The 25,031-nt window shown below is 58.7% G+C and carries 25 protein-coding genes; 7 read left to right on the top strand and 18 right to left on the bottom strand.

The features are described from left to right. Positions 1 to 18: 18 nt before the first annotated feature. The 14 genes from Q8M42_RS18100 to rpmH all read right to left on the bottom strand — a co-directional run bounded on the left by Q8M42_RS18100 (position 19) and on the right by rpmH (position 11,774). Positions 19 to 555, bottom strand: coding sequence for a F0F1 ATP synthase subunit delta (locus Q8M42_RS18100; RefSeq protein WP_304864980.1), 537 nt, complete (start codon positions 553 to 555; stop codon positions 19 to 21). A gap of 15 nt (positions 556 to 570) precedes the next feature. Beyond that, the gene (locus tag Q8M42_RS18095) at positions 571 to 1,041 is read right to left on the bottom strand and encodes a F0F1 ATP synthase subunit B (RefSeq protein ID WP_275960033.1); all 471 of its coding nucleotides are present in this window, start codon (positions 1,039 to 1,041) and stop codon (positions 571 to 573) included. Between the two features lie 55 nt (positions 1,042 to 1,096). Then, positions 1,097 to 1,354: a F0F1 ATP synthase subunit C gene (gene atpE / locus Q8M42_RS18090; protein WP_002555987.1), complete on the bottom strand. Its 258-nt coding sequence runs from the start codon at positions 1,352 to 1,354 to the stop codon at positions 1,097 to 1,099. A 116-nt stretch (positions 1,355 to 1,470) separates the two neighbouring features. After that, positions 1,471 to 2,340: a F0F1 ATP synthase subunit A gene (gene atpB / locus Q8M42_RS18085; RefSeq protein WP_304864983.1), complete on the bottom strand. Its 870-nt coding sequence runs from the start codon at positions 2,338 to 2,340 to the stop codon at positions 1,471 to 1,473. Between the two features lie 14 nt (positions 2,341 to 2,354). Continuing rightward, a complete protein-coding gene (locus Q8M42_RS18080) occupies positions 2,355 to 2,762 on the bottom strand; it encodes a F0F1 ATP synthase subunit I (RefSeq protein WP_304864985.1) in 408 nt (135 codons plus the stop codon). 157 nt (positions 2,763 to 2,919) lie between these two features. Next, complete coding sequence (locus Q8M42_RS18075) at positions 2,920 to 3,792, bottom strand: ParB/RepB/Spo0J family partition protein (protein ID WP_304864987.1); 873 nt, start codon at positions 3,790 to 3,792, stop codon at positions 2,920 to 2,922. A gap of 10 nt (positions 3,793 to 3,802) precedes the next feature. Beyond that, entirely contained in the window at positions 3,803 to 4,591 is a 789-nt protein-coding gene (locus tag Q8M42_RS18070) for a ParA family protein (RefSeq protein ID WP_304864989.1), read from the bottom strand. Between the two features lie 12 nt (positions 4,592 to 4,603). After that, the gene (gene rsmG / locus Q8M42_RS18065) at positions 4,604 to 5,251 is read right to left on the bottom strand and encodes a 16S rRNA (guanine(527)-N(7))-methyltransferase RsmG (protein WP_304864990.1); all 648 of its coding nucleotides are present in this window, start codon (positions 5,249 to 5,251) and stop codon (positions 4,604 to 4,606) included. Further along, a complete protein-coding gene (mnmG, locus tag Q8M42_RS18060) occupies positions 5,251 to 7,143 on the bottom strand; it encodes a tRNA uridine-5-carboxymethylaminomethyl(34) synthesis enzyme MnmG (protein WP_304864992.1) in 1,893 nt (630 codons plus the stop codon). Before mnmG ends, rsmG begins: the two co-directional genes overlap by 1 nt. Before the next feature lie 645 nt (positions 7,144 to 7,788). After that, positions 7,789 to 9,156, bottom strand: a complete 1,368-nt coding sequence (gene mnmE / locus Q8M42_RS18055; protein WP_304864994.1) for a tRNA uridine-5-carboxymethylaminomethyl(34) synthesis GTPase MnmE — start codon at positions 9,154 to 9,156, stop codon at positions 7,789 to 7,791. A gap of 75 nt (positions 9,157 to 9,231) precedes the next feature. Further along, the gene (yidC, locus tag Q8M42_RS18050; protein WP_304864996.1) at positions 9,232 to 10,983 is read right to left on the bottom strand and encodes a membrane protein insertase YidC; all 1,752 of its coding nucleotides are present in this window, start codon (positions 10,981 to 10,983) and stop codon (positions 9,232 to 9,234) included. Positions 10,984 to 10,985: 2 nt separating this feature from the next. Beyond that, positions 10,986 to 11,231 carry a membrane protein insertion efficiency factor YidD gene (gene yidD / locus Q8M42_RS18045; RefSeq protein ID WP_275960026.1) on the bottom strand — a complete coding sequence of 82 codons (246 nt, stop codon included), beginning with the start codon at positions 11,229 to 11,231 and terminating at the stop codon, positions 10,986 to 10,988. Beyond that, positions 11,224 to 11,628, bottom strand: coding sequence for a ribonuclease P protein component (gene rnpA / locus Q8M42_RS18040; RefSeq protein ID WP_370692692.1), 405 nt, complete (start codon positions 11,626 to 11,628; stop codon positions 11,224 to 11,226). Before rnpA ends, yidD begins: the two co-directional genes overlap by 8 nt. 11 nt (positions 11,629 to 11,639) lie before the next feature. Then, entirely contained in the window at positions 11,640 to 11,774 is a 135-nt protein-coding gene (gene rpmH / locus Q8M42_RS18035; protein WP_002551315.1) for a 50S ribosomal protein L34, read from the bottom strand. A gap of 522 nt (positions 11,775 to 12,296) precedes the next feature. Between rpmH and dnaA the strand changes: the two genes are divergently transcribed. The 4 genes from dnaA to gyrB are packed head-to-tail and all read left to right on the top strand — an operon-like array spanning position 12,297 to position 18,434. After that, positions 12,297 to 13,766 carry a chromosomal replication initiator protein DnaA gene (gene dnaA / locus Q8M42_RS18030; RefSeq protein ID WP_304864999.1) on the top strand — a complete coding sequence of 490 codons (1,470 nt, stop codon included), beginning with the start codon at positions 12,297 to 12,299 and terminating at the stop codon, positions 13,764 to 13,766. A gap of 31 nt (positions 13,767 to 13,797) precedes the next feature. Then, the gene (dnaN, locus tag Q8M42_RS18025) at positions 13,798 to 14,901 is read left to right on the top strand and encodes a DNA polymerase III subunit beta (protein ID WP_304865001.1); all 1,104 of its coding nucleotides are present in this window, start codon (positions 13,798 to 13,800) and stop codon (positions 14,899 to 14,901) included. Between the two features lie 7 nt (positions 14,902 to 14,908). After that, positions 14,909 to 16,012: a DNA replication/repair protein RecF gene (gene recF, locus Q8M42_RS18020; protein WP_304865002.1), complete on the top strand. Its 1,104-nt coding sequence runs from the start codon at positions 14,909 to 14,911 to the stop codon at positions 16,010 to 16,012. 4 nt (positions 16,013 to 16,016) lie between these two features. Continuing rightward, entirely contained in the window at positions 16,017 to 18,434 is a 2,418-nt protein-coding gene (gene gyrB / locus Q8M42_RS18015) for a DNA topoisomerase (ATP-hydrolyzing) subunit B (protein ID WP_304865004.1), read from the top strand. 288 nt (positions 18,435 to 18,722) lie between these two features. Here the strand turns inward: gyrB and Q8M42_RS18010 are convergent, their stop codons facing one another. The 4 genes from Q8M42_RS18010 to glyQ all read right to left on the bottom strand — a co-directional run bounded on the left by Q8M42_RS18010 (position 18,723) and on the right by glyQ (position 23,151). Beyond that, entirely contained in the window at positions 18,723 to 19,496 is a 774-nt protein-coding gene (locus Q8M42_RS18010) for a 1-acyl-sn-glycerol-3-phosphate acyltransferase (RefSeq protein ID WP_304865006.1), read from the bottom strand. 32 nt (positions 19,497 to 19,528) lie between these two features. After that, positions 19,529 to 20,062, bottom strand: a complete 534-nt coding sequence (gene gmhB / locus Q8M42_RS18005; protein ID WP_304865008.1) for a D-glycero-beta-D-manno-heptose 1,7-bisphosphate 7-phosphatase — start codon at positions 20,060 to 20,062, stop codon at positions 19,529 to 19,531. Between the two features lie 90 nt (positions 20,063 to 20,152). Then, on the bottom strand, positions 20,153 to 22,207 hold the full coding sequence (gene glyS / locus Q8M42_RS18000) for a glycine--tRNA ligase subunit beta (protein ID WP_304865010.1): 2,055 nt from the start codon (positions 22,205 to 22,207) through the stop codon (positions 20,153 to 20,155). Then, complete coding sequence (glyQ, locus tag Q8M42_RS17995; protein WP_170050290.1) at positions 22,204 to 23,151, bottom strand: glycine--tRNA ligase subunit alpha; 948 nt, start codon at positions 23,149 to 23,151, stop codon at positions 22,204 to 22,206. Before glyQ ends, glyS begins: the two co-directional genes overlap by 4 nt. Before the next feature lie 66 nt (positions 23,152 to 23,217). On the opposite strand from glyQ, the gene Q8M42_RS17990 reads away from it, so the two are divergent. From Q8M42_RS17990 to Q8M42_RS17980, 3 genes are all read left to right on the top strand, one after another. After that, complete coding sequence (locus tag Q8M42_RS17990; RefSeq protein WP_304865015.1) at positions 23,218 to 23,775, top strand: DNA-3-methyladenine glycosylase I; 558 nt, start codon at positions 23,218 to 23,220, stop codon at positions 23,773 to 23,775. Positions 23,776 to 23,820: 45 nt separating this feature from the next. Next, on the top strand, positions 23,821 to 24,708 hold the full coding sequence (locus tag Q8M42_RS17985) for a lysophospholipid acyltransferase (protein ID WP_304865017.1): 888 nt from the start codon (positions 23,821 to 23,823) through the stop codon (positions 24,706 to 24,708). A 68-nt stretch (positions 24,709 to 24,776) separates the two neighbouring features. After that, positions 24,777 to 25,031, top strand: a 255-nt coding sequence (locus Q8M42_RS17980) for a PilZ domain-containing protein (protein ID WP_305285102.1), incomplete at its 3' end; no start/stop codon positions are given.

The raw sequence follows: 25,031 nt of genomic DNA, 5'->3' as shown, positions 1-25,031 counted from the left end.
TCTGCTGCCCCTTCAAACTCAAGATTTCAATGCTTCGGCCAGCTTCGCGATTTTGCCGCGAACTGAGCCATCGATAACCAGGTCGCCGGCGCGAATGACGACACCACCAATAAGGGCGGCATCCTCCGCGGCGTGCAGACGCACTTCTCGGCCGAGCCGTGCACTGAGAACCTTGGCGAGTTTGTCTTGCTGTTCATCGCTCAATGCGAAGGCACTGGTGACATCCACGTCGATCGACTTTTCCTGCTCGGCTTTGTACAGCTCGAACAGTTCAACGATCTCTGGCAACAGGGCCAGACGATCATTTTCAGCGGCGATGTGAATGAAATTGCGTACCTGGGCGTCGAACTTGTCACCACACACGTCATTAAACGTGGTGGCCTTGTCTGTACTCGTCAAACGCGGAGCCTTAAGCATGCTCTGCATGGTGTCGTCTTGCGACACCGCTGCAGCCAGGCCGAGCATGGCTGACCAATTGGCCAGCTGCTGGTGGGCCTGGGCATACTCAAAGGCAGCCTTAGCGTAAGGTCGGGCCAGCGTGGTCAGTTCTGCCATGATCGCGCCCCTCGCTTAAATTTCGGCTGCCAGTTTGGAAACCAGCTCCGCATGCGCGTTTTGGTCGATAGATGCGCCCAGGATCTTCTCGGCACCGCTAACGGCCAGACTACCCAGTTGGGCACGCAGCGCGTCTTTGACACCATTCAGTTCCTGCTCGATCTCGGCCAGAGCCTGGGCCTTCACACGGTCAGCTTCGACACGGGCCTGTTCACGGGCTTCGTCGACGATCTGGGTACCGCGTTTCTTGGCTTGCTCAATGATCTCGGCTGCTTGGCCTTTGGCTTCGCGCAGTTGCTGACCCGCTTTCTCTTGGGCCAACTCCAGGTCACGAGCCGCACGGCTAGCTGCATCCAGGCCATCTGCGATCTTCTTCTGACGTTCTTGCAAAGCCGTAATGACCGGAGGCCATACGTACTTCATGCAGAACAGCACGAAGATGAAGAAGGCAACGGACTGGCCAATCAGGGTTGCATTAATGTTCACGCCAACACCTCGCTCGTTCGTTGTCCATCAAACCAATCACTCGAAAACCGAGTGATTAGCCTGCGAGTTGACCAACGAAGGGGTTCGCGAAGGTGAAGAACAGTGCGATACCAACACCGATCATGGTCACGGCGTCGAGCAGACCAGCGACGATGAACATTTTCACTTGCAGCATTGGAACCATTTCCGGCTGACGCGCAGCGCCTTCCAGGAACTTGCCGCCCAGCAGGCCGAAACCAATGGCGGTACCCAGGGCACCCAGGCCAATCAGCAGTGCTACAGCGATAGCGGTCAGACCAACTACAGTTTCCATCTTTCCTCCCGACTTTTTATGTCGTATTGGTTAAGGTTTTCTAAGGTAAAGCGGTAAAGCAAAATCAGTACTTCTGGTTGCCCTTGCGGGCGTCCACTGCGAGCGCCTAAACGCTCTTAGTGGTTGTCTTCGTGCGCCATCGACAGGTAGACGATGGTCAGCATCATGAAGATGAACGCCTGCAGCACGATGATCAGGATGTGGAACACTGCCCACGCCCACTGCAGGACAATACCCAGCGCGCCCAGCAGCAGACCGCCGCCAAACATGATCGCGATGAGGATAAAGATCAGTTCGCCTGCATACAGGTTGCCGAACAGACGCAGCGCCAGGGAAATCGGCTTGGCGATCAGGGTGACGAACTCAAGCAGGAAGTTGACCGGAATCAGCAGCGCCTGAACCACGATGTTCTTGCTGCCGAACGGGTGCAGGGTCAGCTCACCGATAAAGCCACCGAGGCCTTTGACTTTGATGCTGTAGTACAGAATCAACGCGAAGACCGACAGGGCCAGGCCCAGGGTAGCGTTTGGATCGGTAGTCGGTACGACGCGGAAGTACAGATGCGGGTCGCCGGAGATTTTTGCTGCCAGCATTGGCAACCAATCTACCGGGATCAGGTCCATAAAGTTCATCAGGAAGACCCAGACGAAGATGGTCAGACCCAGCGGTGCGATCAGGGCGTTGCGGCCGTGGAAGGTGTCCTTGACGCTGCCGTCAACGAACTCCACAAGGACTTCAACGAAATTCTGCAGCTTGCCCGGTTGCCCGGAAGTGGCGCGTTTAGCAGCGGCACGGAACAGCAGGATAAAGAACAGGCCCAACACGACAGACACCGCCAGGGTGTCTACGTGAAATGCCCAGAAGCCCATTTCCTGAGCTTCTTTTGCGTTGTGGGCGAAACTCCAGCCGTTGACCGGGTGCTGACCGTAGGTCAGGTTGGTCAAGTGGTGCTGGATATAACCCGAAGCGGTTTGTGCTGCTGCCATATATCCCTCGAGCGCTAAGGTCTTAAAAGTCTTGTTTTCATCAGCAGGGGCGAAAACCAATTGACCAACTGGGTCAGGAAGAACACGCCAAATACCGCCAGCGGTTCAAGAGGTTTCACTCCTGCAAAGGTCAGTGCAAACAGCACTGCCGTTAAAACCAGTTTGCCCGCCTCACCGGCATAAAAAGACCGGACGATGGCTTGAGCAGCCCGCGCTCCACTGAATCGGAACGCCTTGTGGGCAAAGTACAGATTTGGTAGCCAGGCAATCAGGCCACCACATAACCCGGAGTAGCCTGCCACTGCGCCTTGCCACTGCCACACCACCAGGGCCAACAACAGCAGTACCAGCAGTTGCACCAGCAGTACCGGGAAAACAGCTAGACGATGGAAGGGCAGGCGATTCGGCGTGCGAGCGTCCATCTTGTTTTCCTGAAAGCTGAACTCGGGCGTCGGCACCTGAAATCAATAACTTGGCATACTTTGTGCCGACGAAATGCGCGCAGAGTATAGGGGCGCTTCCCCCCCCATTCAACTGCCGGGTAGTGATTTCCGACTAGTCGCTACACGCGCAATTGTTTCAGCGAATGTGGGCAAGTACACCCTGCAGCTCATCCAGTGAGCTGTAACTGATCACCAACTGACCTTTGCCTTTCTGCCCATGCTTGATTTGCACCGGCGAGCCCAGGCGCTCAGCCAGGCGCTGTTCCAGACGGGTGATGTCCGGGTCGGCCTTGACCACCGCCGCCGGCTTCTCTTTGCTGTTCAACCACTGGCGAACCAGTGCCTCGGTTTGGCGCACAGTGAGGCCGCGTGCGACAACATGTCGCGCACCTTCAGTCTGCTGTTCGGCCGGTAAACCGAGCAAGGCGCGAGCATGGCCCATTTCCAGATCACCGTGGGACAGCAGGGTTTTGATCTCTTCCGGCAGGGCAATCAGGCGCAGCAGATTGCTGATGGTCACCCGCGATTTACCCACCGCATCGGCGACCTGCTGCTGAGTCAGCTGGAACTCCTGCTGCAGCCGCTGCAAGGCCATGGCTTCTTCGATGGGGTTGAGGTCTTCGCGCTGGATGTTCTCGATCAGCGCCATGGCGATGGCGGCTTCATCCGGCAGTTCGCGCACCATGGCCGGAATTTTGTCCAGGCCGGCTTGCTGACTGGCACGCCAGCGGCGTTCACCGGCAACGATCTCGAAACGCCCTTCGCCAATCGGCCGCACCACAATCGGCTGCATCACGCCATGGGCCTTGATCGACTGTGCCAGCTCTTCCAGAGCGGTGGCGTCCATGTCGCGGCGCGGCTGGTATTTACCGCGCTGAATCAGGTCCAGGGGCACGTATTGCAGTTCACGGCTGTCGACCTGCGCGGCCTCTTCCTGCAAGGCAGTGACACTGGTGCCGCCCAACAGGGCATCCAGACCGCGTCCCAGTCCTCGTTTTTTCACAGCCATGGGTATTTCCTTATGCGGTTGCGGTGTGGGCATTTGCGCGTTGGCGGCGTACCAACTCGCCGGCCAGCGCCAGGTAGGCAATGGCACCACGGGATTGCTTGTCATACACCAGCGCCGGCATACCAAAGCTTGGCGCCTCGGCCAGGCGTACGTTACGCGGGATCACCACGTCGTAGAGCTGGTCGGGGAAATGCTGTTTGAGTTGCGCTGAAACATCGTTGGTCAGGCTAATACGCGGGTCATACATGGTGCGCAGCAGGCCCTCGATCTTCAGCTTGGGATTTAGAATTTCGGCGATGCGTTGAATGCTGTTGACCAGATCGCTCAAGCCCTCCAGCGCGTAATACTCGCACTGCATGGGGATGATCACCCCGTCGGCTGCCACCAAGGCGTTGACCGTTAGCATCGACAGCGCGGGCGGGCAATCGATGAGGATGTAATCGTAATTTTCGCGGATCGGCGCCAACGCATAACGCAGGCGGCTTTCCTTCATTTTCATTTCCAGCAGCGAGACTTCGGCGGCTGTGAGGTCGCGGTTGGCCGGCAGCAGCTGGTAGCCACCGTGCTCGGAGAACTGCATAGCATCGACCAGGTTGCATTCGCCGATCAGCACGTCATAGATCGAATGCTCCAGGCCGTGCTTATCCACACCGCTGCCCATGGTCGCGTTGCCCTGGGGGTCGAGATCAATCAGCAGCACACGGCGTTTGGTTGCCACCAGCGAGGCAGCCAGATTGATGCAGGTGGTGGTTTTGCCCACGCCGCCTTTCTGGTTAGCGATTGCGAATACCTTAGCCATGCTGCGTTCCCCCTAAACCGAGCGACGCAGTATCAACAGATGGCGCTGACCTTGGCAACCGGGAACCTTGAGTACATGGGTGGCGGTGAGACGAAAGTCCGCTGGCAGCGCCTGCAGTTCGTCATCCGGATGGACGCCTTTCATCGCCAGCCACTGGGTATTGCTATCGCCCAGATGGCGAGTCCAGTTGCTGAAATCTTCCAGTGAACTGAACGCCCGCGAGCAAATCCCGCTGAATGGCACAGCTGGGGTGAATTCCTCAACACGGCTGTGGATAACTTGCAGGTTGGCCAGTTTCAACTCCAGCTTCACCTGCGTCAGGAAGCGGGTCTTCTTGCCGTTGGAGTCCAGCAGGGTGAACTGCCGCTCGGGAAACAGGATGGCCAGGGGAATGCCCGGCATACCACCGCCACTGCCGACATCCAGCCAGTTATCCCCAGCCTCAGCGACGAAAGGCACAACGGACAGGCTGTCGAGCAGATGGCGCGAAACCATTTCATTCGGGTCACGCACCGCGGTGAGGTTGTACGCCTTGTTCCACTTGATCAGCAGGGCCAGGTAGGCCAGCAGCTGTTCGTGCTGCTGCGCGCTGAGTTCAACACCCAGCTCAAGCGCGCCCTGGCTCAGTTCTTCGGCGTGACGTGCAGTAACCAACGACATCAGGCGCTGTGCTCCAACTGCTGGCCGGCAGTGCGCTTTTTCAAATGGATCAGCAGCAGGGAAATCGCTGCCGGGGTGACGCCGGGAATCCGCGAGGCCTGGCCCAGGGTTTCCGGACGGCTGTTGCCGAGCTTGTGCTGGATTTCCTTGGACAGCCCGGAAATGCCTGCGTAGTCGATATCGACTGGCAGCTTGGTGTCTTCGCTGGCGCGCAGGCGGGCGATTTCATCCTGCTGGCGGTCGATATAGCCGGCGTATTTGGTCTTGATCTCGACCTGTTCGGCCACCTGCGGGTCCTGCGCGCCGCCGCCTGTGATGGTCACCAGCCCGGCGTAATCGATTTCAGGGCGGGCCAGCAGGTTGAGCAGGTTGTATTCGTGGGTCAGCGGCGTGCCGAAGTGCTCGGCAATCGCATCACCTTGCGGCGTGCCTGGGCGTACCCAGGTGCTTTTCAGGCGCTGTTCTTCCTGCACGATGGCTTCGCGCTTGGTTTCAAACGCGGCCCAGCGTACGTCATCAACCAATCCCAGCTCGCGGCCTTTCTCGGTCAAGCGCAGGTCGGCGTTGTCTTCACGCAGGATCAGCCGGTATTCGGCGCGCGAGGTGAACATGCGGTACGGCTCCTGGGTACCCAGGGTGATCAGGTCGTCGACCAGCACGCCGATGTAAGCCTCATCGCGACGCGGGCACCAGCTGTCTTTGCCCTGGGCACGCAGTGCGGCGTTAGCACCGGCGAGCAACCCTTGTGCACCGGCTTCTTCGTAACCGGTGGTGCCGTTGATCTGCCCGGCGAAAAACAGCCCGGCGATTACCTTGGTTTCCAGGCTGTATTTGAGATCACGCGGGTCGAAGTAGTCGTACTCGATGGCGTAGCCGGGGCGGACAATATGCGCGTTTTCCATGCCACGGATGCTACGGACGATCTGCAATTGCACATCGAACGGCAACGAGGTGGAAATGCCGTTGGGGTACAGCTCGTGGGTATTCAGGCCTTCCGGCTCGATAAATACCTGATGGCTGTCCTTGTCGGCAAAGCGGTGGATCTTGTCTTCAATCGACGGGCAGTAACGCGGACCGACGCCTTCGATCACCCCGGAATACATCGGTGAACGGTCGAGGTTGGCCGCGATTATTTCGTGGGTGCGGGCGTTGGTGTGAGTGATCCAGCAGCTGACCTGACGCGGTTGCTGTTCGGCACGACCGAGGAAAGACATCAACGGCGTTGGCGTGTCACCCGGCTGCTCGGTCATCACCGAGAAATCTACTGAACGGCCATCGATGCGTGGCGGCGTACCGGTTTTCAGACGACCGACGCGTAGCGGCAATTCACGTAGACGCTGTGCCAAGGCAATCGACGGTGGATCACCGGCGCGGCCGCCGGAGTAGTTCTGCAGGCCTATGTGGATAAGTCCACCGAGGAAGGTGCCGGTGGTCAACACCACGGAATCCGCGAGAAAACGCAGGCCCATTTGGGTGACTACGCCTTTGACTTCAGCGTTTTCGACGATCAGGTCATCAGCGGCTTGCTGAAATATCCACAGGTTGGCCTGGTTTTCCAGGGTTTCGCGAATAGCGGCTTTGTACAGCACGCGATCAGCCTGGGCGCGAGTGGCGCGTACCGCTGGGCCCTTGCGGCTGTTCAGCACACGGAACTGGATACCACCTTTGTCGGTGGCTTCAGCCATGGCGCCGCCAAGGGCGTCGATTTCCTTGACCAGATGGCTCTTGCCGATTCCGCCAATCGCCGGGTTGCAGCTCATCTGCCCGAGAGTTTCCACGTTGTGGGTCAGCAGCAGGGTTTTTACCCCCATGCGTGCAGCTGCCAACGCAGCTTCGGTACCGGCATGACCGCCGCCGATGACGATCACCTGAAAACGGGAAGGGAAATCCACCACGCACCTCGTGCCTGTTGAGAAATGGGGGGCTTTTTGGGTTGAAAAGCGGGAAAGGCGGCAAGTATAGGGATTTAGCCGGTGTGAAAGAAGCCTTTTGCACAAAAAATAGCCAGCTCGCTTGTGGGCTGTTTTGGTATGTCGGTTAATAAAGAATAAAAGAGAGAATTTTTATAAAGCCTTGTTTATATGTTTATTACTTAGCAACGGCTTTTCTGTGGATAGATTGCTACAGGCCAATGGATTCAGTATCTACAGCGTTTTAAAAGTCTGTGCTGATCCTGCCATCTGCCTGTTCAGTTGCCGTACGCAAGCTGTGGATTAAATGCATGGTTATCCACAGGGGCGGTTATCCTCCGTTTTATCACCGGGTTATAGGCAGGGCTTAGGCCCGTTTTTCCACAGGGCTTAGGTGGATAAATAAGTGGCTGAGCATGCCTATTTCGCCCAGACGAAGGCCTTCCTGAACGACATTAGTTGGGATTTCAGGACGTAGGATGGGTTGTGCGCAGGGAGGGTATTGCGGATGAGGGGCATGATTCGATGCGCCGTAACCCATCAGAATGCACCACGTCATGATGGGTTACGCGACGCGGGAGGACTTGTGTTGCTCGCAGGTTAGGTGTCCTGCGTCGCTAACCCATCCTACTTGCCAATACAAAAGCTGGAAAAAATCCGCCCCAGCAGGTCATCGGAACTGAACGCACCGGTGATTTCGCCCAGGGCTTGCTGAGCCATACGCAGGTCTTCGGCTAGCAGTTCGCCAGCGCCGGCCAGGGTCAGCTGAGCATGGCCGTGTTCCAGATGTGTGGAGGCCTGGCGTAGCGCCTCCAGGTGGCGTCTGCGCGCGCTGAAGCTGCTCTCAGAGGTCTGTTCATAGCCCATGCAGGCCTTGAGGTGTTCGCGCAGCAGGTCCAAGCCTTCAGCGGATTTGGCCGACAGGCTGATGGTGACGTGGCCGTCATTGCAGACTTCCAGCACCACCGATTCGCCGGATAGGTCGGCCTTGTTGCGAATCAGGGTGACCTTGGCCGGATCTGGCCGCTGGTCGAGAAACTCCGGCCACAGGGCAAAGGGGTCGTCGGCTTCAGGCGCTGTAGCATCCACCACCAGCAGGATGCGGTCAGCTTCGCCAATGGCTTTCAGCGCGCGCTCGACGCCGATGCGCTCGACCTGATCTTCGGTATCACGCAGGCCGGCGGTATCCACCACGTGCAGCGGCATGCCATCGATGTGGATATGTTCGCGCAGCACGTCGCGGGTGGTGCCGGCGATTTCGGTAACGATGGCCGCCTCGCGACCGGCCAGGGCATTGAGCAGGCTGGATTTACCCGCGTTGGGGCGGCCGGCAATCACCACTGTCATGCCATCGCGCAGCAGGGCCCCTTGGCCGGCCTCACGTAGCACACCGGCAAGGTCGACACGCACGCCATCGAGCAAGCTGAGTACATGGCCATCGGCGAGAAAGTCGATTTCCTCTTCGGGAAAATCGATGGCCGCTTCGACGTAGATGCGCAGGCTGATCAGCCGCTCGGTCAGGCCATGCACGCGACGCGAGAACTCGCCCTGCAGCGAGCGCAGGGCATTGCGCGCGGCCTGCTCGGAACTGGCCTCGATCAGGTCGGCAATTGCCTCGGCCTGAGCCAGATCGAGCTTGTCATTGAGAAAGGCGCGTTCGCTGAACTCACCCGGGCGCGCCAGGCGTGCGCCGAGTTGTACACAGCGGCGCAGCAGCAGATCGAGCACCACCGGCCCGCCATGGCCTTGCAGTTCCAGCACGTCTTCGCCGGTAAAGGAGTTGGGGCCAGGAAAATACAGCGCCAGGCCTTCATCCAGCACCTGCTGGGCGTCTGCGAAGAACGGCCCGTAGTGGGCGTAACGCGGTTGCAACTCGCGTTGGCAGATCGCCTGGGCCAGTTGCCCCGCCAGGGGACCGGAGACACGGACGATGCCGACGCCACCACGGCCTTGAGCGGTGGCAACGGCGGCTATGGTTTCGCGGGCTACTTGCATGGGGTTCTCCAAACTGGGCATAGCAAAACGCCCCTGAAGAGGGGCGTTTTATTCAAGCGTAGAAGCAACCTGCCTTTAGGCTTCGGCAGCCTTCGTCGCCGCTTCGATCTTGCGGGTAATGTACCACTGCTGAGCGATGGACAAGACGTTGTTGACCACCCAGTACAGCACCAGACCAGCCGGGAACCAGAGGAAGAAGAAGGTGAAAATGATCGGCATCATCTTCAGTACCTTGGCTTGCATCGGGTCAGGCGGCGTTGGGTTGAGCTGCTGCTGGATAAACATGGTCGCGCCCATGATGATCGGCAGGATAAAGAACGGATCTTTAATCGCCAGGTCAGTTATCCACAGCAGCCATGGGGCCTGACGCATTTCCACGGATTCCAGCAGCACCCAGTAGAGCGCGAGGAATACCGGCATCTGCACCAGGATCGGCAAGCAGCCGCCCAGCGGGTTGATCTTCTCTTTCTTGTACAGCTCCATCATCGCCTGGGACATCTTCTGGCGATCGTCACCGTGCTGCTCTTTCAGCTGAGCGAGTTTCGGTGCAACGGCACGCATGCGCGCCATGGATTTGTAGCTGGCGGCGGACAGCGGGAAGAAGATCAGCTTGATGATCACAGTCAACATGATGATCGACCAGCCCCAGTTGCCGAGCAGGTTGTGGATAACTTCCAGCAGCCAGAAGATCGGCTGAGCCAGGAACCACAGAATGCCGTAGTCGACGGTCAGCTCAAGACCTGGAGACAGGGTCTTCAGATGGCCTTGTAGCTTCGGGCCGGCATACAGAATTGCACTGGTTTCACCTTGAGCGCCGGCAGCAACCTGAATGGCCGGGCCGGTAAAGCCGACAATGTAGTTGCCTTGGCTGTCTTTACGGGTCTGTACTTGGTTAGTGCTGTCTTTGCCTGGAATCCAGGCAGTGACGAAGTAATGCTGTAGCCAGGCAACCCAGCCTCCTTGAACGGTTTCTTTGAAGGCTTGTTTGTCGATGTCTTTCATCGACACTTTTTGGTATGACTTTTCAGGCGTCCACAGCGCACCACCGAGGTAGGTCGCAGTGCCGGTGGCGGTGGTGGAGGACGGATCGTCACTGCCATCACGCTTGAGCTGGGCAAACATGTTGCCGCTCCAGGCCTGACCACTCTGGTTGTCGATCAGGTAGCTGACGGTCACTTGATAGGACGATGGATCAACGCAGCCGGGTTTCTTTTGCTGTTGGTCCTTGGCCGTACATTCAGCGTTCAGACCGCGCTTGAAGGTGAAGCGCTTGATGTAGTTGACGCCGTCTTCGCTGAGTTTGAGGTCAACCTGCAGCTGATCCTGGCCATCGGCCAGTTCATAGCTCTTCTGCTCGCTGCTCCACAGGGCACGACCGCTGGATTTGTCCGGCGCGTTGCTGCCGATCAAACCGCTCTGCGCCAGGTAGGTGCGCTCACCACCGTTGTCGAACAACTGGAACGGTACATCCGGACGATCCTGACGACGCGGGTACTGCGGCAAACGCAGTTGCACCACATCACCACCACGCGGGTCGATGGCCAGATCCAGCACATCGGTCTTCACCCGAATCAGCTCATCGCTGGCGGCAGCCGGTGCAGCACTGATGGCGCTGGGTTCAACAGCCGTGGTCGCGCTCGGAATATCGTCGCTGCCAGCTGGAGTTGAAGGGGTGGCAGTGGTATCCGGCAAGCCGGGTACGCTGCTGCTGGTCGCGGCAATTTCTGTCGGCAGGGCAGCTTGACCGTAGTCCTGGTTCCACTGGAGAACCATCATATAGGACACGATTGCCAGGGCGACGATCAGGATCGAGCGTTGAATATCCATGATTATTCGGCCATCGAAGAGGAACGGGAGGTTTTTGCGCAGGGAACCGGATCGTAGCCACCGGGATTCCACGGGTGACAGCGGCCAAGCCGACGCAGGGTCAGCCAGCCACCGCGCATGACGCCATGATGTTCAATGGCTTCAAGCGCGTAGCAAGAACAGCTTGGGTAGAAACGACAGTGGCTGGCCATCAAGGGGCTGATGGCGTAGCGGTAGAACTGGATGGGTAGCAAAACCAGTTTACGCATGGGGACTGTCGTTCACCCCAGGTGTTGCGACGGCTTCCGGGCTTGGCTTACTGCGTTCGAGGCGTTTCCAGAGCTTGCCAAACTGGCGAGCCAGTTCGACGTTTTCCAAATCACCAAGGCCTTTACGCGCAACCACCACGATGTCCCATCCCACCAGGTTGTCCTGATTGAGACGGAACGATTCGCGGATCTGGCGTTTCAGACGATTGCGCTCAACAGAGAGCTTGACGCTCTTCTTGCCGATCACCAAGCCCAGACGGGGGTGATCAAGTTCGTTGTTGCGCGCCAGCAGCAGGACATTTTTGCCCGGAGCTTTGCCGCTAGGGGAGTCGAAGACTGCCTTGAATTGCCGGGGGGTTAGCAGACGCTTTTCCCGACTGAAGTCTCGACTCACCACAAGACCGAAATTTAGACGGCGAGACGCTTACGGCCCTTGGCGCGGCGACGCGACAGGACAGCACGGCCGTTCTTGGTGGCCATACGAGCACGGAAACCGTGGGTGCGAGCGCGTTTGATAGTGCTGGGTTGGAAAGTGCGTTTCATGGTGCGGTACCTGGGTGGTCGACTACGGGCCGGAATGGCCCCCGTTTTAAGAGACCGGCAATTCTAGAGAAACCCGAGGGTCAGGTCAATTTCCAACCAGGCTTTTCCTGCATAAAGAAATATAAAGAAGAGAATATTTAAAGATGTTTAGTAATGTTAGTAGCTATTAGCTAGCCATCGATCTGTGCATAAGTGCTTGAAGGCCAACAGTTTAGCGTTGTTCAGCCAAGGGTAAGTCTGTCGAAAAGGCGTGCTGCAACTGTGTGGAAGCCGTCCACAAGCTGAGGATGGAATGCCATTTTACCCACAGCGGGGTTTTCCACCGGTTTTTACCCTAGGTTATCCCGTGAGCTTATGGGCGGTTATCCACAGCCTTTGTCCGCCCAGCTTTATAAGCCGCTAACGCTAATAACACGTTGATTTTCCTTGCGCATAAGCAAGCTTACATGTGGATAACTCAAGCCTCGGCGGCTACAATGACGGTTGTTTTTTGCCTCGCGCCTTGCGATTTAGGGGATGTCCGTGTCTGTGGAACTTTGGCAGCAGTGCGTCGAGCTTCTGCGCGATGAGCTGCCTGCTCAGCAATTCAACACCTGGATCCGTCCACTGCAGGTCGAAGCCGAAGGCGACGAACTTCGCGTCTATGCGCCGAACCGTTTTGTCCTCGACTGGGTCAATGAAAAGTACCTCAGCCGTTTGCTTGAGTTACTCAGCGAACGGACCAATGGTCTGGTTCCTGCGCTCTCCTTATTAATAGGCAGCAAACGCAGTTCGGCTCCTCGTGCGGCGGCGGTCAGTACGCCGTCAGCTGCGCCGAGTGCGCCAGCCTCCAATCCAGTTGCGACAGCAACCACTGGCCCAGCACAGACAGAGCCGTCGCGCGCAAGCTTTGATCCCATGGCCGGTGCGGCCAGTCAGCAGGCGCCAGCACGCACTGAGCGTACGGTGCAGGTCGAAGGCGGGTTGAAGCACACCAGCTACCTGAACCGCACCTTTACCTTTGATAACTTTGTCGAAGGTAAGTCCAACCAGTTGGCCCGCGCGGCGGCTTGGCAGGTGGCGGACAACCCCAAGCACGGTTACAACCCGCTGTTTCTTTATGGCGGCGTGGGCTTGGGTAAGACTCACTTGATGCATGCGGTGGGTAACCACCTGCTGGCGAAGAACCCGAATGCCAAGGTGGTGTACCTGCATTCCGAGCGTTTCGTCGCGGACATGGTCAAGGCCTTGCAGCTGAATGCGATCAACGAATTCAAACGCTTCTACCGTTCGGTGGATGCGCTGCTGATCGATGACATTCAATTCTTCGCCAAGAAAGAGCGTTCCCAGGAAGAGTTCTTCCACACTTTCAACGCTTTGCTCGAAGGTGGTCAGCAGGTGATTCTCACCAGTGACCGTTACCCGAAAGAAATCGAAGGCCTGGAAGAACGTCTCAAGTCGCGTTTCGGTTGGGGTCTGACGGTCGCCGTCGAGCCGCCTGAGCTGGAAACCCGCGTGGCGATTTTGATGAAGAAGGCCGATCAGGCCAAAGTCGATCTGCCGCATGATGCTGCCTTCTTTATTGCCCAGCGCATTCGTTCCAACGTACGTGAGCTGGAAGGTGCATTGAAGCGCGTTATCGCCCACTCGCACTTCATGGGCCGGGACATTACCATCGAGCTGATCCGCGAATCGCTCAAGGACCTGCTGGCGCTGCAGGACAAGCTGGTCAGCATCGACAATATTCAGCGCACGGTCGCCGAGTACTACAAGATCAAGATTTCTGATCTGCTGTCCAAGCGCCGCTCGCGTTCAGTCGCGCGCCCGCGTCAGGTGGCCATGGCTTTATCGAAAGAGCTGACCAACCACAGCCTGCCGGAAATTGGTGATGCCTTCGGCGGTCGCGATCACACAACGGTATTGCATGCATGCCGTAAGATTGCTGAACTTAAGGAGTCCGACGCGGATATCCGCGAGGACTATAAAAATTTGCTGCGTACGCTGACAACCTAATACGCAACTCCACTAGGCAAGGGACTAGACCATGCATTTCACCATTCAACGCGAAGCCTTGTTGAAACCTCTGCAACTGGTCGCCGGCGTCGTGGAACGCCGTCAGACCTTGCCGGTTCTCTCTAACGTGCTGCTAGTGGTCGAAGGCCAGCAGCTGTCGCTGACCGGTACCGACCTGGAAGTCGAGCTGGTCGGCCGCGTCACCCTGGAAGAGCCAGCGGAGTCCGGTGAGATCACCGTGCCGGCGCGCAAGCTGATGGACATATGCAAAAGCCTGCCGGCTGACGCCCTGATCGATATCCGTATCGACGAGCAGAAGCTGCTGGTCAAAGCGGGCCGCAGCCGTTTCAGTCTGTCCACCCTGCCTGCCAATGATTTCCCGACTGTTGAAGAAGGCCCGGGTTCGCTGACCTTCAGTTTGTCGCAAAGCAAGCTGCGCCGTCTGATCGAGCGCACCAGCTTCGCGATGGCGCAGCAGGATGTCCGTTATTACCTCAACGGTATGTTGCTGGAAGTACAGACCGGCATCCTCCGCGCGGTTGCCACCGATGGTCACCGTCTGGCCATGTGTTCGATGGAGGCGGCGATCGAGCAGGTTGAGCGCCACCAGGTCATCGTGCCGCGTAAAGGTATTCTCGAACTGGCACGTCTGCTGACCGAACAAGACGGCAGCGTCAGCATCGTTCTCGGTCAGCACCATGTTCGTGCCACCACTGGTGAGTTCACCTTCACCTCGAAATTGGTCGACGGCAAGTTCCCTGACTACGAGCGTGTGTTGCCGCGTGGTGGTGACAAGCTGGTGGTTGCAGATCGTCAGGGTCTGCGTGAAGCCTTTAGCCGTACCGCGATTCTGTCGAACGAGAAGTACCGCGGCATTCGCCTGCAACTGGAATCTGGCTTGCTGAAAATTCAGGCCAACAACCCTGAGCAGGAAGAAGCGGAAGAAGAGATCGCCGTGGACTACAACGGCAGCTCGCTGGAAATCGGTTTTAACGTCAGCTACCTGCTTGACGTGTTGAGCGTGATGACCACCGACCAGGTGCGTCTGATTCTCTCCGATGCCAACAGCAGTGCCTTGGTGCAGGAAGCTGACAACGACGATTCGTCTTATGTTGTTATGCCGATGCGCCTGTAACTGCTGAATGTCCCTTACTCGCTTTACCGTCACCGCGGTGCGTAATCTGCACCCGGTGACCCTCTCCCCCTCCCCGCGTATCAACATCCTTTCCGGCGACAATGGCAGCGGAAAAACCAGCCTGCTCGAAGCCATTCATCTGCTGGGCCTGGCTCGCTCCTTTCGCAGCACTCGCCTGCTTCCGGTTATTCAATACGATCAGCTCGCTTGCACTATTTTCGGTCAGGTGCAGATGTCTGATGGTCGGCAAAGCAATCTCGGTATTTCGCGGGATCGTCAGGGTGAATTTCAGATTCGTATCGACGGGCAGAATGCACGCAGTGCTGCACAACTGGCAGAGACCTTGCCGCTGCAGTTGATCAATCCTGACAGCTTCCGCCTGCTCGAAGGCGCGCCGAAGATTCGTAGGCAGTTCCTCGACTGGGGAGTGTTCCACGTGGAACCCCGCTTTCTGCCGGCCTGGCAGCGCCTGCAGAAGGCCCTGCGTCAGCGGAACTCATGGCTGCGGCATGGTACACTTGACGCCGCTTCGCAGTCGGCCTGGGACCGAGAGTTGTGCCTGGCCAGCGACGAAATAGACGGTTATCGGCGTGCCTATATCCAGGCCCTGAAACCGGCTTTCGAGCGCACCCTGAATGAGCTGGTTGAGCTGCAAGGGTTGACCCTCAGTTACTACCGCGGTTGGGATAAGGAGCGCGAGCTCAATACGGTACTTGCCTCTACCCTCGCCCGCGATCAGCAACTGGGCCATACCCAGGCAGGTCCGCAGCGCGCCGATTTAAGGCTGCGTTTAGGGGCGCACAATGCCGCCGAGATACTCTCGCGCGGTCAGCAGAAATTAGTTGTATGTGCTCTGCGTATTGCGCAGGGCCACTTAGTTAATCAGGCCAAGCACGGCCAATGCATCTATCTGGTGGATGACCTGCCGTCAGAACTGGATGAACAGCACCGCCGTGCGTTGTGCCGATTGTTGGAAGACTTGCACTGCCAGGTGTTTATCACCTGTGTAGACCATGAATTGTTGAGGGAAGGCTGGCGCACGGATACGCCAGTTGCCATGTTCCACGTGGAACATGGTGGCATTACCCAGACCCACGACCACCGGGAGTGAAGGCATGAGCGAAAACCAAACGTACGACTCCAATAACATTAAGGTCCTCAAGGGCCTGGATGCCGTACGCAAGCGGCCTGGCATGTACATCGGCGATACCGACGATGGCAGCGGTCTGCACCACATGGTGTTCGAGGTGGTCGACAACTCGATTGACGAGGCGTTGGCTGGGCATTGCAGCGAAATCACCATCACCATCCACCCGGATGAGTCGATCAGCGTGCGCGATAACGGCCGTGGTATTCCGGTCGATATGCACAAGGAAGAAGGCGTTTCCGCCGCTGAAGTGATCATGACTGTCCTGCACGCAGGCGGTAAGTTCGACGACAACAGCTATAAGGTTTCTGGCGGTCTGCACGGCGTAGGCGTTTCTGTGGTTAACGCCCTGTCCAAGGAACTGATCCTGACCATCCGCCGTAGCGGTAAGATCTGGGAGCAAACCTACATCCACGGCGTGCCTCAGGCACCGATCGCAGCGGTCGGCGACAGCGATGTCACTGGTACGCAGATCCACTTCAAGCCGTCCGAAGACACCTTCGCCAATATCCATTTCAGCTGGGACATTCTGGCCAAGCGTCTGCGCGAACTGTCGTTCCTCAACTCCGGCGTGGGCATCCTGCTCAAGGATGAACGCAGCGGCAAGGAAGAGCTGTTCAAGTATGAAGGCGGTCTGCGTGCCTTCGTTGAATACCTCAATCACAACAAAACCCCGGTCAACCAGGTGTTCCACTTCACCGTGCAGCGCGATGACGGTGTCGGCGTAGAAGTCGCCCTGCAGTGGAACGACAGCTTCAACGAGAACCTGTTGTGCTTCACCAACAACATTCCCCAGCGCGACGGCGGTACCCACCTGGCCGGCTTCCGCTCGGCGCTGACACGTAACCTGAATACCTACATCGAGCAGGAAGGCCTGGCCAAGAAGCACAAGATCGCCACCACCGGTGACGATGCCCGTGAAGGTTTGACCGCGATTATTTCGGTAAAAGTACCGGACCCCAAGTTCAGTTCGCAGACCAAAGACAAGCTGGTTTCCAGCGAAGTGAAAACTGCGGTCGAGCAGGAAATGGGCAAGTACTTCTCCGACTTCCTGCTGGAAAACCCCAACGAGGCCAAGGCCGTAGTCGGCAAGATGATCGACGCCGCGCGCGCCCGTGAAGCCGCGCGTAAAGCCCGTGAAATGACTCGCCGTAAAGGCGCGCTGGATATCGCCGGGCTGCCGGGCAAACTGGCCGACTGCCAGGAGAAAGACCCTGCCCTTTCCGAACTCTATATCGTGGAAGGGGACTCCGCGGGCGGTTCTGCTAAGCAGGGCCGTAACCGCAAGACCCAGGCGATCCTGCCGCTCAAGGGCAAGATCCTCAACGTCGAGAAAGCCCGCTTCGACAAGATGATTTCCTCCCAGGAAGTCGGCACCCTGATCACCGCCTTGGGCTGTGGTATCGGCCGCGATGAGTACAACATCGACAAGCTGCGCTACCACAACATCATCATCATGACCGACGCCGACGTCGACGGTTCGCACATCCGTACCCTGCTGCTGACCTTCTTCTTCCGTCAGCTGCCGGAGCTGGTCGAGCGTGGCTACATCTACATCGCTCAGCCGCCGCTGTACAAGGTCAAGAAGGGCAAGCAGGAGCAGTACATCAAGGACGACGAGGCCATGGATGAATACATGACCCAGTCGGCTCTGGAAGATGCCAGCCTGCACGTCAACGAAAGCGCGCCAGGCCTGTCTGGCGAGGCACTGGAGCGTCTGGTCAACGATTACCGCCTGGTGATGAAGACCCTCAACCGTTTGTCGCGCCTGTACCCGCTGGAGCTCACCGAGCACTTCGTCTACATCCCGCGCGTGGAAACCGAGCAACTGGCGGACAAGGCAGCCATGGAACAATGGCTGGGCCTGCTCGATGCGCGCCTCAAGGGGATGGAGAAGTCTGGCCTGATCTACAAGACCAGCCTGCACGAAGACCAGGAACGTCACCTCTGGCTGCCGCAGGTGGAACTGGTATCCCATGGAGTTTCCAGCTACATCATCTTCAACCGCGACTTCTTCGCCAGTAACGATTACAAGACCGTTACCACCCTGGGCGATCAGCTCAACAGCCTGCTGGAAGAAGGTGCCTTTGTGCAGCGCGGCGAGCGCAAGAAGCACGTCAGCACCTTCAAGGATGCACTGGCCTGGCTGATGGCGGAAAGCACCAAGCGCCACAGCATTCAGCGCTATAAGGGTCTCGGTGAAATGAACCCGGATCAGCTCTGGGAAACCACCATGGACCCGGAAGTACGCCGCATGCTCAAGGTGCGTATCGAAGACGCGATCGCTGCCGATCAGATCTTCAACACCCTAATGGGTGACGCTGTAGAGCCGCGTAGGGACTTTATCGAGACCAACGCCTTGGCTGTGTCCAACCTGGACTTCTAAACGGCCTGAAGGAGGCCAGAGCGCTTCTGGCCTCTGCATAAGAAGCCCCTGCTGATTAACCTCAGCAGGGGCTTTTTTGTTCCACATGGAACATGCAGCTGCAATGCGACGGCTACGGAGATTTGATCGATTAAAAAGCCGGCACTAAGGCCGGCTTGAGAGTGCGCTGGAAAACTTATGCACGAAACACAGTTAGCCAGACCTTGATGAAAACTGCTTATGAATCATTATCTTGAAAGGCTTAATGGCACTCTGCCGGTATTTCGCGCACAGCTTATCCACAATTACTCAGGCCGGCGCTTGGGTTTCCAGCGGCTGGCTTTGCGCATCCAGTGAGCCGATATCGCGTTGCGCCTGGCTGACCCAGGCAAAGGCGCGGTCGTTGAGTTCGGCGATGGCGCGCGGGCCTGTGCCTTCGGCGTACATCGGCGGGCCGATAATCACCTGGACGGTGCCAGGGGTCTTGCGCCAGCCCTGCTTGGGCCAGAACTCACCAGCGTTGTGGGCAATCGGCAGCACCGGCAGGTTGGCATTCACTGCGAGGGAGGCGCCGCCACGGCTGAATTTGCCGATCTGGCCTGGTGGAATACGCGTGCCTTCCGGGAATACCAGCACCCAGGCGCCCTGCCCCAGGCGTTTGTGGCCAAGCTTGGCCAGCTGCTTGAGCGCCGCCTTGGGGTTACTGCGGTCAATCGCGATAGGTTTAAGCATGGCCATCGCCCAGCCGAAGAACGGTACATACAGCAGCTCGCGCTTGACCACTTGGCTGAGCGGCTCAAAGTAGCCGCAGAGGAAGAAGGTCTCCCAGGTGCTTTGGTGCTTGGCGAGGATCACGCAGGGCTGCTCGGGGATATTCTCCAGGCCCTTGATCTCATAGTTGATGCCGGCTACCACCTTGGCCAGCCAGGTGGCGCAGCGGCACCAGTTCTGGATAACAAAGCGATAGCGCGCGCGAAACGGTAGGAAGGGGGCAACGAAGACGCTGAGGGTGCACCAGACAAAGGCGCTGGAAGACAACAACAGATAGAAGAGAACGGTTCTGAGGGTCTGCACTGTCGACATGGGAGCTTTTACCGTCGCAGGCAGTGCCTGCTTTATAAGTGGAGAAGCTGTGCGGCAACCGCCGCCAGATCATCGAATACCAGGGTGCCCGCTGGCAATCCTTTCGCCAGGGTGCGTTCGCCCTTGCCGGTCTTTACCAAAACTGGCTGACAGTCGACGGCGCCGGCCGCTGTCAGGTCACCGCTGCTGTCTCCGACAAACCACACGCCCTTAAGTGCAACGCCATAGTACGCAGCAATCTGCTCGAGCATGCCGGGTTTCGGTTTGCGGCAGGCGCAGCCCTCATCCGGGCCGTGGATGCAGTGCACGATCAGGCCCAGGTCGCCGCCCTGCGCCGCCACCAGTTCACGCAGGCGCGCATGCATGGCTTCCAGTGTGGCCAGGTCGTAATAGCCGCGGGCGACCCCGGATTGATTGGTGGCCACGGCGATCGTCCAGCCGGCTTGCGAAAGGCGCGCGATGGCTTCGATGGCGCCGGGTAGCGGAATCCACTCGGCGAGGCTTTTGATATAGGCGTCGGAGTCGTAATTGATGACGCCGTCGCGGTCGAGAATCAGCAGTTTCATGGGGAAATCCGTAACCGGCTGACGGTGATGGCCGCCAGCTGGTAAAGGTGATGATGGGCTGCGCGTAGCCCATCGGACTCGCGGCAGGCGTTAGCCGAGTACTGAGATATCGGCCACACCGAGGAACAGGCCACGCAGCTTGGCCAGCAGCGCATAACGATTGGCCCGTACGGCAGGGTCTTCGGCGTTGACCAGTACGGCCTCGAAGAAGGCATCCACCGGCTCGCGCAGATTGGCCAACTGACTCAGTGCCAGGTTGTACTGACGCCCTGCAGCCAGCGGCCGTACTGCATGCTCGGCCTGCTGGATAGCGGCGTTGAGGGCGAACTCGCTGGGGTTGTCGAAGTGATGGGCTTCGACGCTCGCCGCGACCTGGCCTTCGGCCTTGCTCAGCAGATTGGACACGCGCTTGTTCGCCGCCGCCAGAGCGGCCGCCTGTGGCAATGCCCGGAAGGCCTGCACGGCCTGTACGCGCTGATCGAAGTCCAATGGCGAAGTCGGGCTAACCGCACGCACGGCCTGGTACACGGCCACTTCGACGCCTTCGTCTTCATAACGCGCGCGCAGACGGTCGAAGATAAAGTCCTGCACCTGGAGAGCCAGGCCATCGGCTTTGATCTTGTCGCCGAATTGCTTGATTGCAAAACCAACGGCTTCAACCAGATCCAGATCCAGCTGCTTCTCGATCAGGATGCGTAACACGCCAAGGGCGGCGCGACGCAGGGCATAGGGGTCTTTGCTGCCGGTGGGCAGCATGCCGATGCCGAATATCCCGATCAGGGTATCCAGCTTGTCGGCCAGGGCCACGGCGGCACCGGTGAGGGTACTCGGCAGCTCAGCGCCGGCGCCGCGTGGCATGTACTGCTCGTTTAGCGCCAGGGCGACGTCTTCGGCTTCGCCATCATGCTTGGCGTAGTAGTAACCGGCGATGCCCTGCATTTCCGGGAACTCGCCAACCATCTCACTGGCCAGGTCGCATTTGCAGAGGATGCCGGCGCGAGCGGCGCGGGTGGCGTCGCCACCGATACGCTGGGCGATAAAGCCGGCCAGCGCCGAGACGCGCTGGGCCTTGTCGTAGACCGAACCCAGCTGGGCCTGGAACACCACGTTGGCCAGGCGCTGGTTGAAGGTCTCAAGCTTTTGCTTCTTGTCCTGCTTGAAGAAGAACTCGGCGTCCGTCAGGCGCGGACGCACCACCTTCTCGTTGCCGGAAATGATCTGCGCCGGGTCTTTACTTTCAACGTTGGCCACGGTGATAAAGCGCGGCAGCAGCTTGCCGTTGCTGTTGAGCAGGCAGAAGTACTTTTGGTTGTCCTGCATGGTGGTGATCAGTGCTTCCTGCGGCACTTCGAGGAAGCGTTCCTCGAAGGAACAGACCAGCGGCACCGGCCATTCGACCAGGGCACTGACTTCATCCAGCAACGCCGGCGGCACGATGGCCGTGCCCTGCTCTGCTGCAGCCAGTTCATTGACCCGGGCAATGATCTGCGCGCGACGCTCGGCGAAGTCGGCAATCACATAGGCGCTACGCAGGTCTTCGGCGTAGTTGGCCGGCGCGCTGATGCGCACCTCGTGGTTAGCGTGGAAGCGATGGCCACGGGATACGCGACCGGCTTGTTGGGCGAGGATTTCGCAGTCGATCACTTCGTCACCGAACAGCATCACCAGCCACTGGCTCGGGCGGACGAATTCGGTCTTGCGCGCGCCCCAACGCATACGCTTGGGAATCGGCAGCTCGTTCAGCGAGGTTTCGACGATGGCCGGCAGCAGGCCGGCCGCAGCCTGGCCTGGGATGCTCTGGCTGAATTTCAGCTTGGGGCCGCTTTGGTCGATTTGGCTCAGCTCGACGCCGCACTTCTTGGCGAAGCCAAGCGCGGCCTGAGTCGGGTTGCCGTCCTTGTCGAACGCCGCCTGCACGGGCGGGCCATCGAGGTTCTGCGTACGATCGGCTTGCTGCTCTTCAAGCTGCTCGATGAGCACGGCCAAACGGCGCGGCGCGGCGTAATAGCGCACTTGGCCATAGCTCAGGCCAGCGGCTTTCAGGCCTTTTTCGATACCGGCGAGGAAAGCTTCACCCAGGGTTTTCAGGGCTTTCGGTGGCAGCTCTTCGGTGCCCAGTTCTACCAGGAAATCACGCGCACTCATTCTGCTGCCTCCAGCTTGGCCAATACTTCATCACGCAGGTCGGGTGCCGCGAGCGGGAAGCCGAGTTTGCGCCGCGCTTGCAGGTAGCTCTGCGCCACCGAGCGGGCCAGGGCACGCACGCGCAGGATGTATTGCTGACGCGCGGTCACCGAGATGGCCCGGCGCGCATCCAGCAGGTTGAAGGTGTGCGAGGCCTTGAGCACCATCTCGTAGGTTGGCAGCGGCAGCTCCAGTTCGATCAGGCGGTTGGCTTCGCTTTCGTAGAAGTCGAACAGCTCGAAGAGTTTCTCGACGTTGGCGTGTTCGAAGTTGTAGGTCGATTGCTCCACCTCGTTCTGGTGGAACACATCGCCGTAGGTGACCTTGCCGAACTGGCCGTCGGTCCAAACCAGGTCGTACACCGAGTCGACGCCCTGCAGGTACATGGCCAGGCGCTCGAGACCGTAGGTGATCTCACCGGTTACCGGGTAGCACTCTATGCCGCCGACCTGCTGGAAGTAGGTGAACTGGGTGACTTCCATACCGTTCAGCCAGATTTCCCAGCCCAGACCCCAGGCGCCGAGCGTCGGCGATTCCCAGTTGTCTTCGACGAAGCGGATGTCGTGCACCAGTGGGTCGATGCCGATGGCTTTCAGCGAGCCTAAGTACAGCTCCTGGAAGTTTTCCGGGTTCGGCTTGAGCACCACCTGGAACTGGTAGTAGTGCTGCAGGCGGTTGGGGTTTTCGCCGTAGCGGCCGTCAGCCGGACGACGGGAAGGCTGCACGTAGGCGGCGTTCCAAGTCTCTGGGCCGATGGCACGGAGAAACGTGGCGGTGTGGAAGGTGCCCGCGCCAACTTCCATATCGTAGGGCTGCAACACCACACAGCCCTGCTCGGCCCAGTACTGTTGCAGGGCGAGGATCAAGTCTTGGAAGGTGCGCACGGCAGGCGTAGTCTGGCTCACAAATTTCACCCGTACTTTGGCGGCTTCAGAAAGTCCGCGAGTATACCGAAGCTCAGGAAAACCCGCATGCCACGCTGTTTCTGGTGCAATGACGATCCGCTGTATCAGGCGTACCACGATGAAGAATGGGGCGTGCCACAACGCGACCCCCAGGTGTTGTTCGAGTTACTGCTGCTGGAGGGTTTTCAGGCAGGTCTGTCGTGGATCACCGTGCTGAAGAAGCGCGAGCACTATCGCAAGGTGCTGTTCGGGTTTGATGTGCAGCGTCTGGCCATGCTTACCGACGAGTACATCGAAGAAACCCTGATGCAGGACGCCGGCATCATTCGTAACCGCCTCAAGCTCAAGGCTGTGCGCAAAAACGCTCAGGCCTGGCTCAAGCTGGAAGACCCAGTGGCGTTGCTCTGGTCGTTTGTCGGCGGCGTACCGAAGATCAACCACTTCAGCGAGCGCGGCCAGGTGCCGGCGGTAACCGCTGATGCCGAGGCGATGAGCAAGGCGCTTAAGAAGGCCGGTTTCATCTTTGTCGGGCCGACCATTTGTTATGCCTATATGCAGGCCAGCGGCATGGTCATGGATCACACCACGAACTGTGACCGCTACGCGCAACTCAACGGCCACTAGCGCAGGCGGTTACAATGGCCACCTTTTGATCGGCTGGAGTTGCCTGTGGAAAAGTTCAAAGGTGCCCTGGTGGTGGGTTTCTTACGCCTGTTTGCCCTGCTGCCATGGCGCGCGGTGCAGGCTGTGGGCGCGGCGATTGGTTGGCTGATGTGGAAGCTGCCGAACGGTTCACGCGAAGTGGCGAGCATCAACCTGCGTAAATGCTTTCCCGAACTGGATGAGGCCGCGCACCAGCGTCTGCTGGGTCAATCGCTGATGGATATCGGCAGAACCCTGACAGAAAGCGCCTGTGCCTGGATCTGGCCGGCGCAGAAATCCATCGGCCTGGTGCGTGAAGTCGAGGGTCTGGATGTGCTTAAGGAGGCTCTGGCCAGCGGCAAGGGCGTAGTCGGCATCACCAGCCACCTGGGTAACTGGGAAGTGCTTAACCACTTCTACTGCGCGCAGTGCAAACCGATTATCTTCTACCGTCCGCCGAAGCTGAAGGCTGTTGATGAGCTGCTGCGTCAGCAGCGTGTGCAACTGGGTAACCGTGTTGCGCCATCGACCAAGGAAGGCATCCTCAGCGTGATTAAGGAAGTGCGCAAAGGCGGTGCGGTGGGTATTCCGGCTGATCCCGAGCCGAGCCTGTCGTCCGGAGTCTTCGTGCCCTTCCTGGCGACCGAGGCGCTGACCAGCAAGTTTGTTGCCGGCATGTTGAGTGGCGGCAAGGCCTGCGGGGTGTTTCTGCATGCACTGCGTCTGCCGGATGGCTCGGGCTTCAAGGTCATCCTCGAAGCTGCGCCGGAAGACATGTACAGCACCGATACGGCCACCGCCGTTGCCGCGATGAGCAAGGTTATCGAGCGTTATGTACGCACCTACCCGAGCCAGTACATGTGGAGCATGAAGCGCTTCAAGAAGCGTCCTGCTGGCGAGGCCAAGTGGTATTGAAGCGGGCCGAGTTGCAGGCTGAGCCTGCTCTCGACTAGGCTGGGGAAACTCACTCTGACGGACGGCGCATGAGCAATAGTCGAAAGAATGTCCGCACACCCCTCAAGGTACGCCTGCGTATCGACCACCCGGTGCACGGCGAGCTGCTGGTCACCACCCGGGATATTTCCGAATGCGGCGTCTATGTGCTGATGGACCAGGCGCAGAATATGCTCAGCATGGGCGAGCAGGTGCAGGGTCAGGTGCAGGGTTTGCCGATGGAAGCGCCGATTCTCACGCTTGAAGTGGTACGCGTCGAAGCCCTGGGCGTTGGCCTGCGCTTT

This window comes from Pseudomonas sp. (genome assembly GCF_030684895.1).
Classification (GTDB): domain Bacteria; phylum Pseudomonadota; class Gammaproteobacteria; order Pseudomonadales; family Pseudomonadaceae; genus Aquipseudomonas.
The sequence above is the reverse complement of the archived record's forward strand: the minus strand, read 5'-3'. Positions and strand labels throughout refer to the sequence as shown.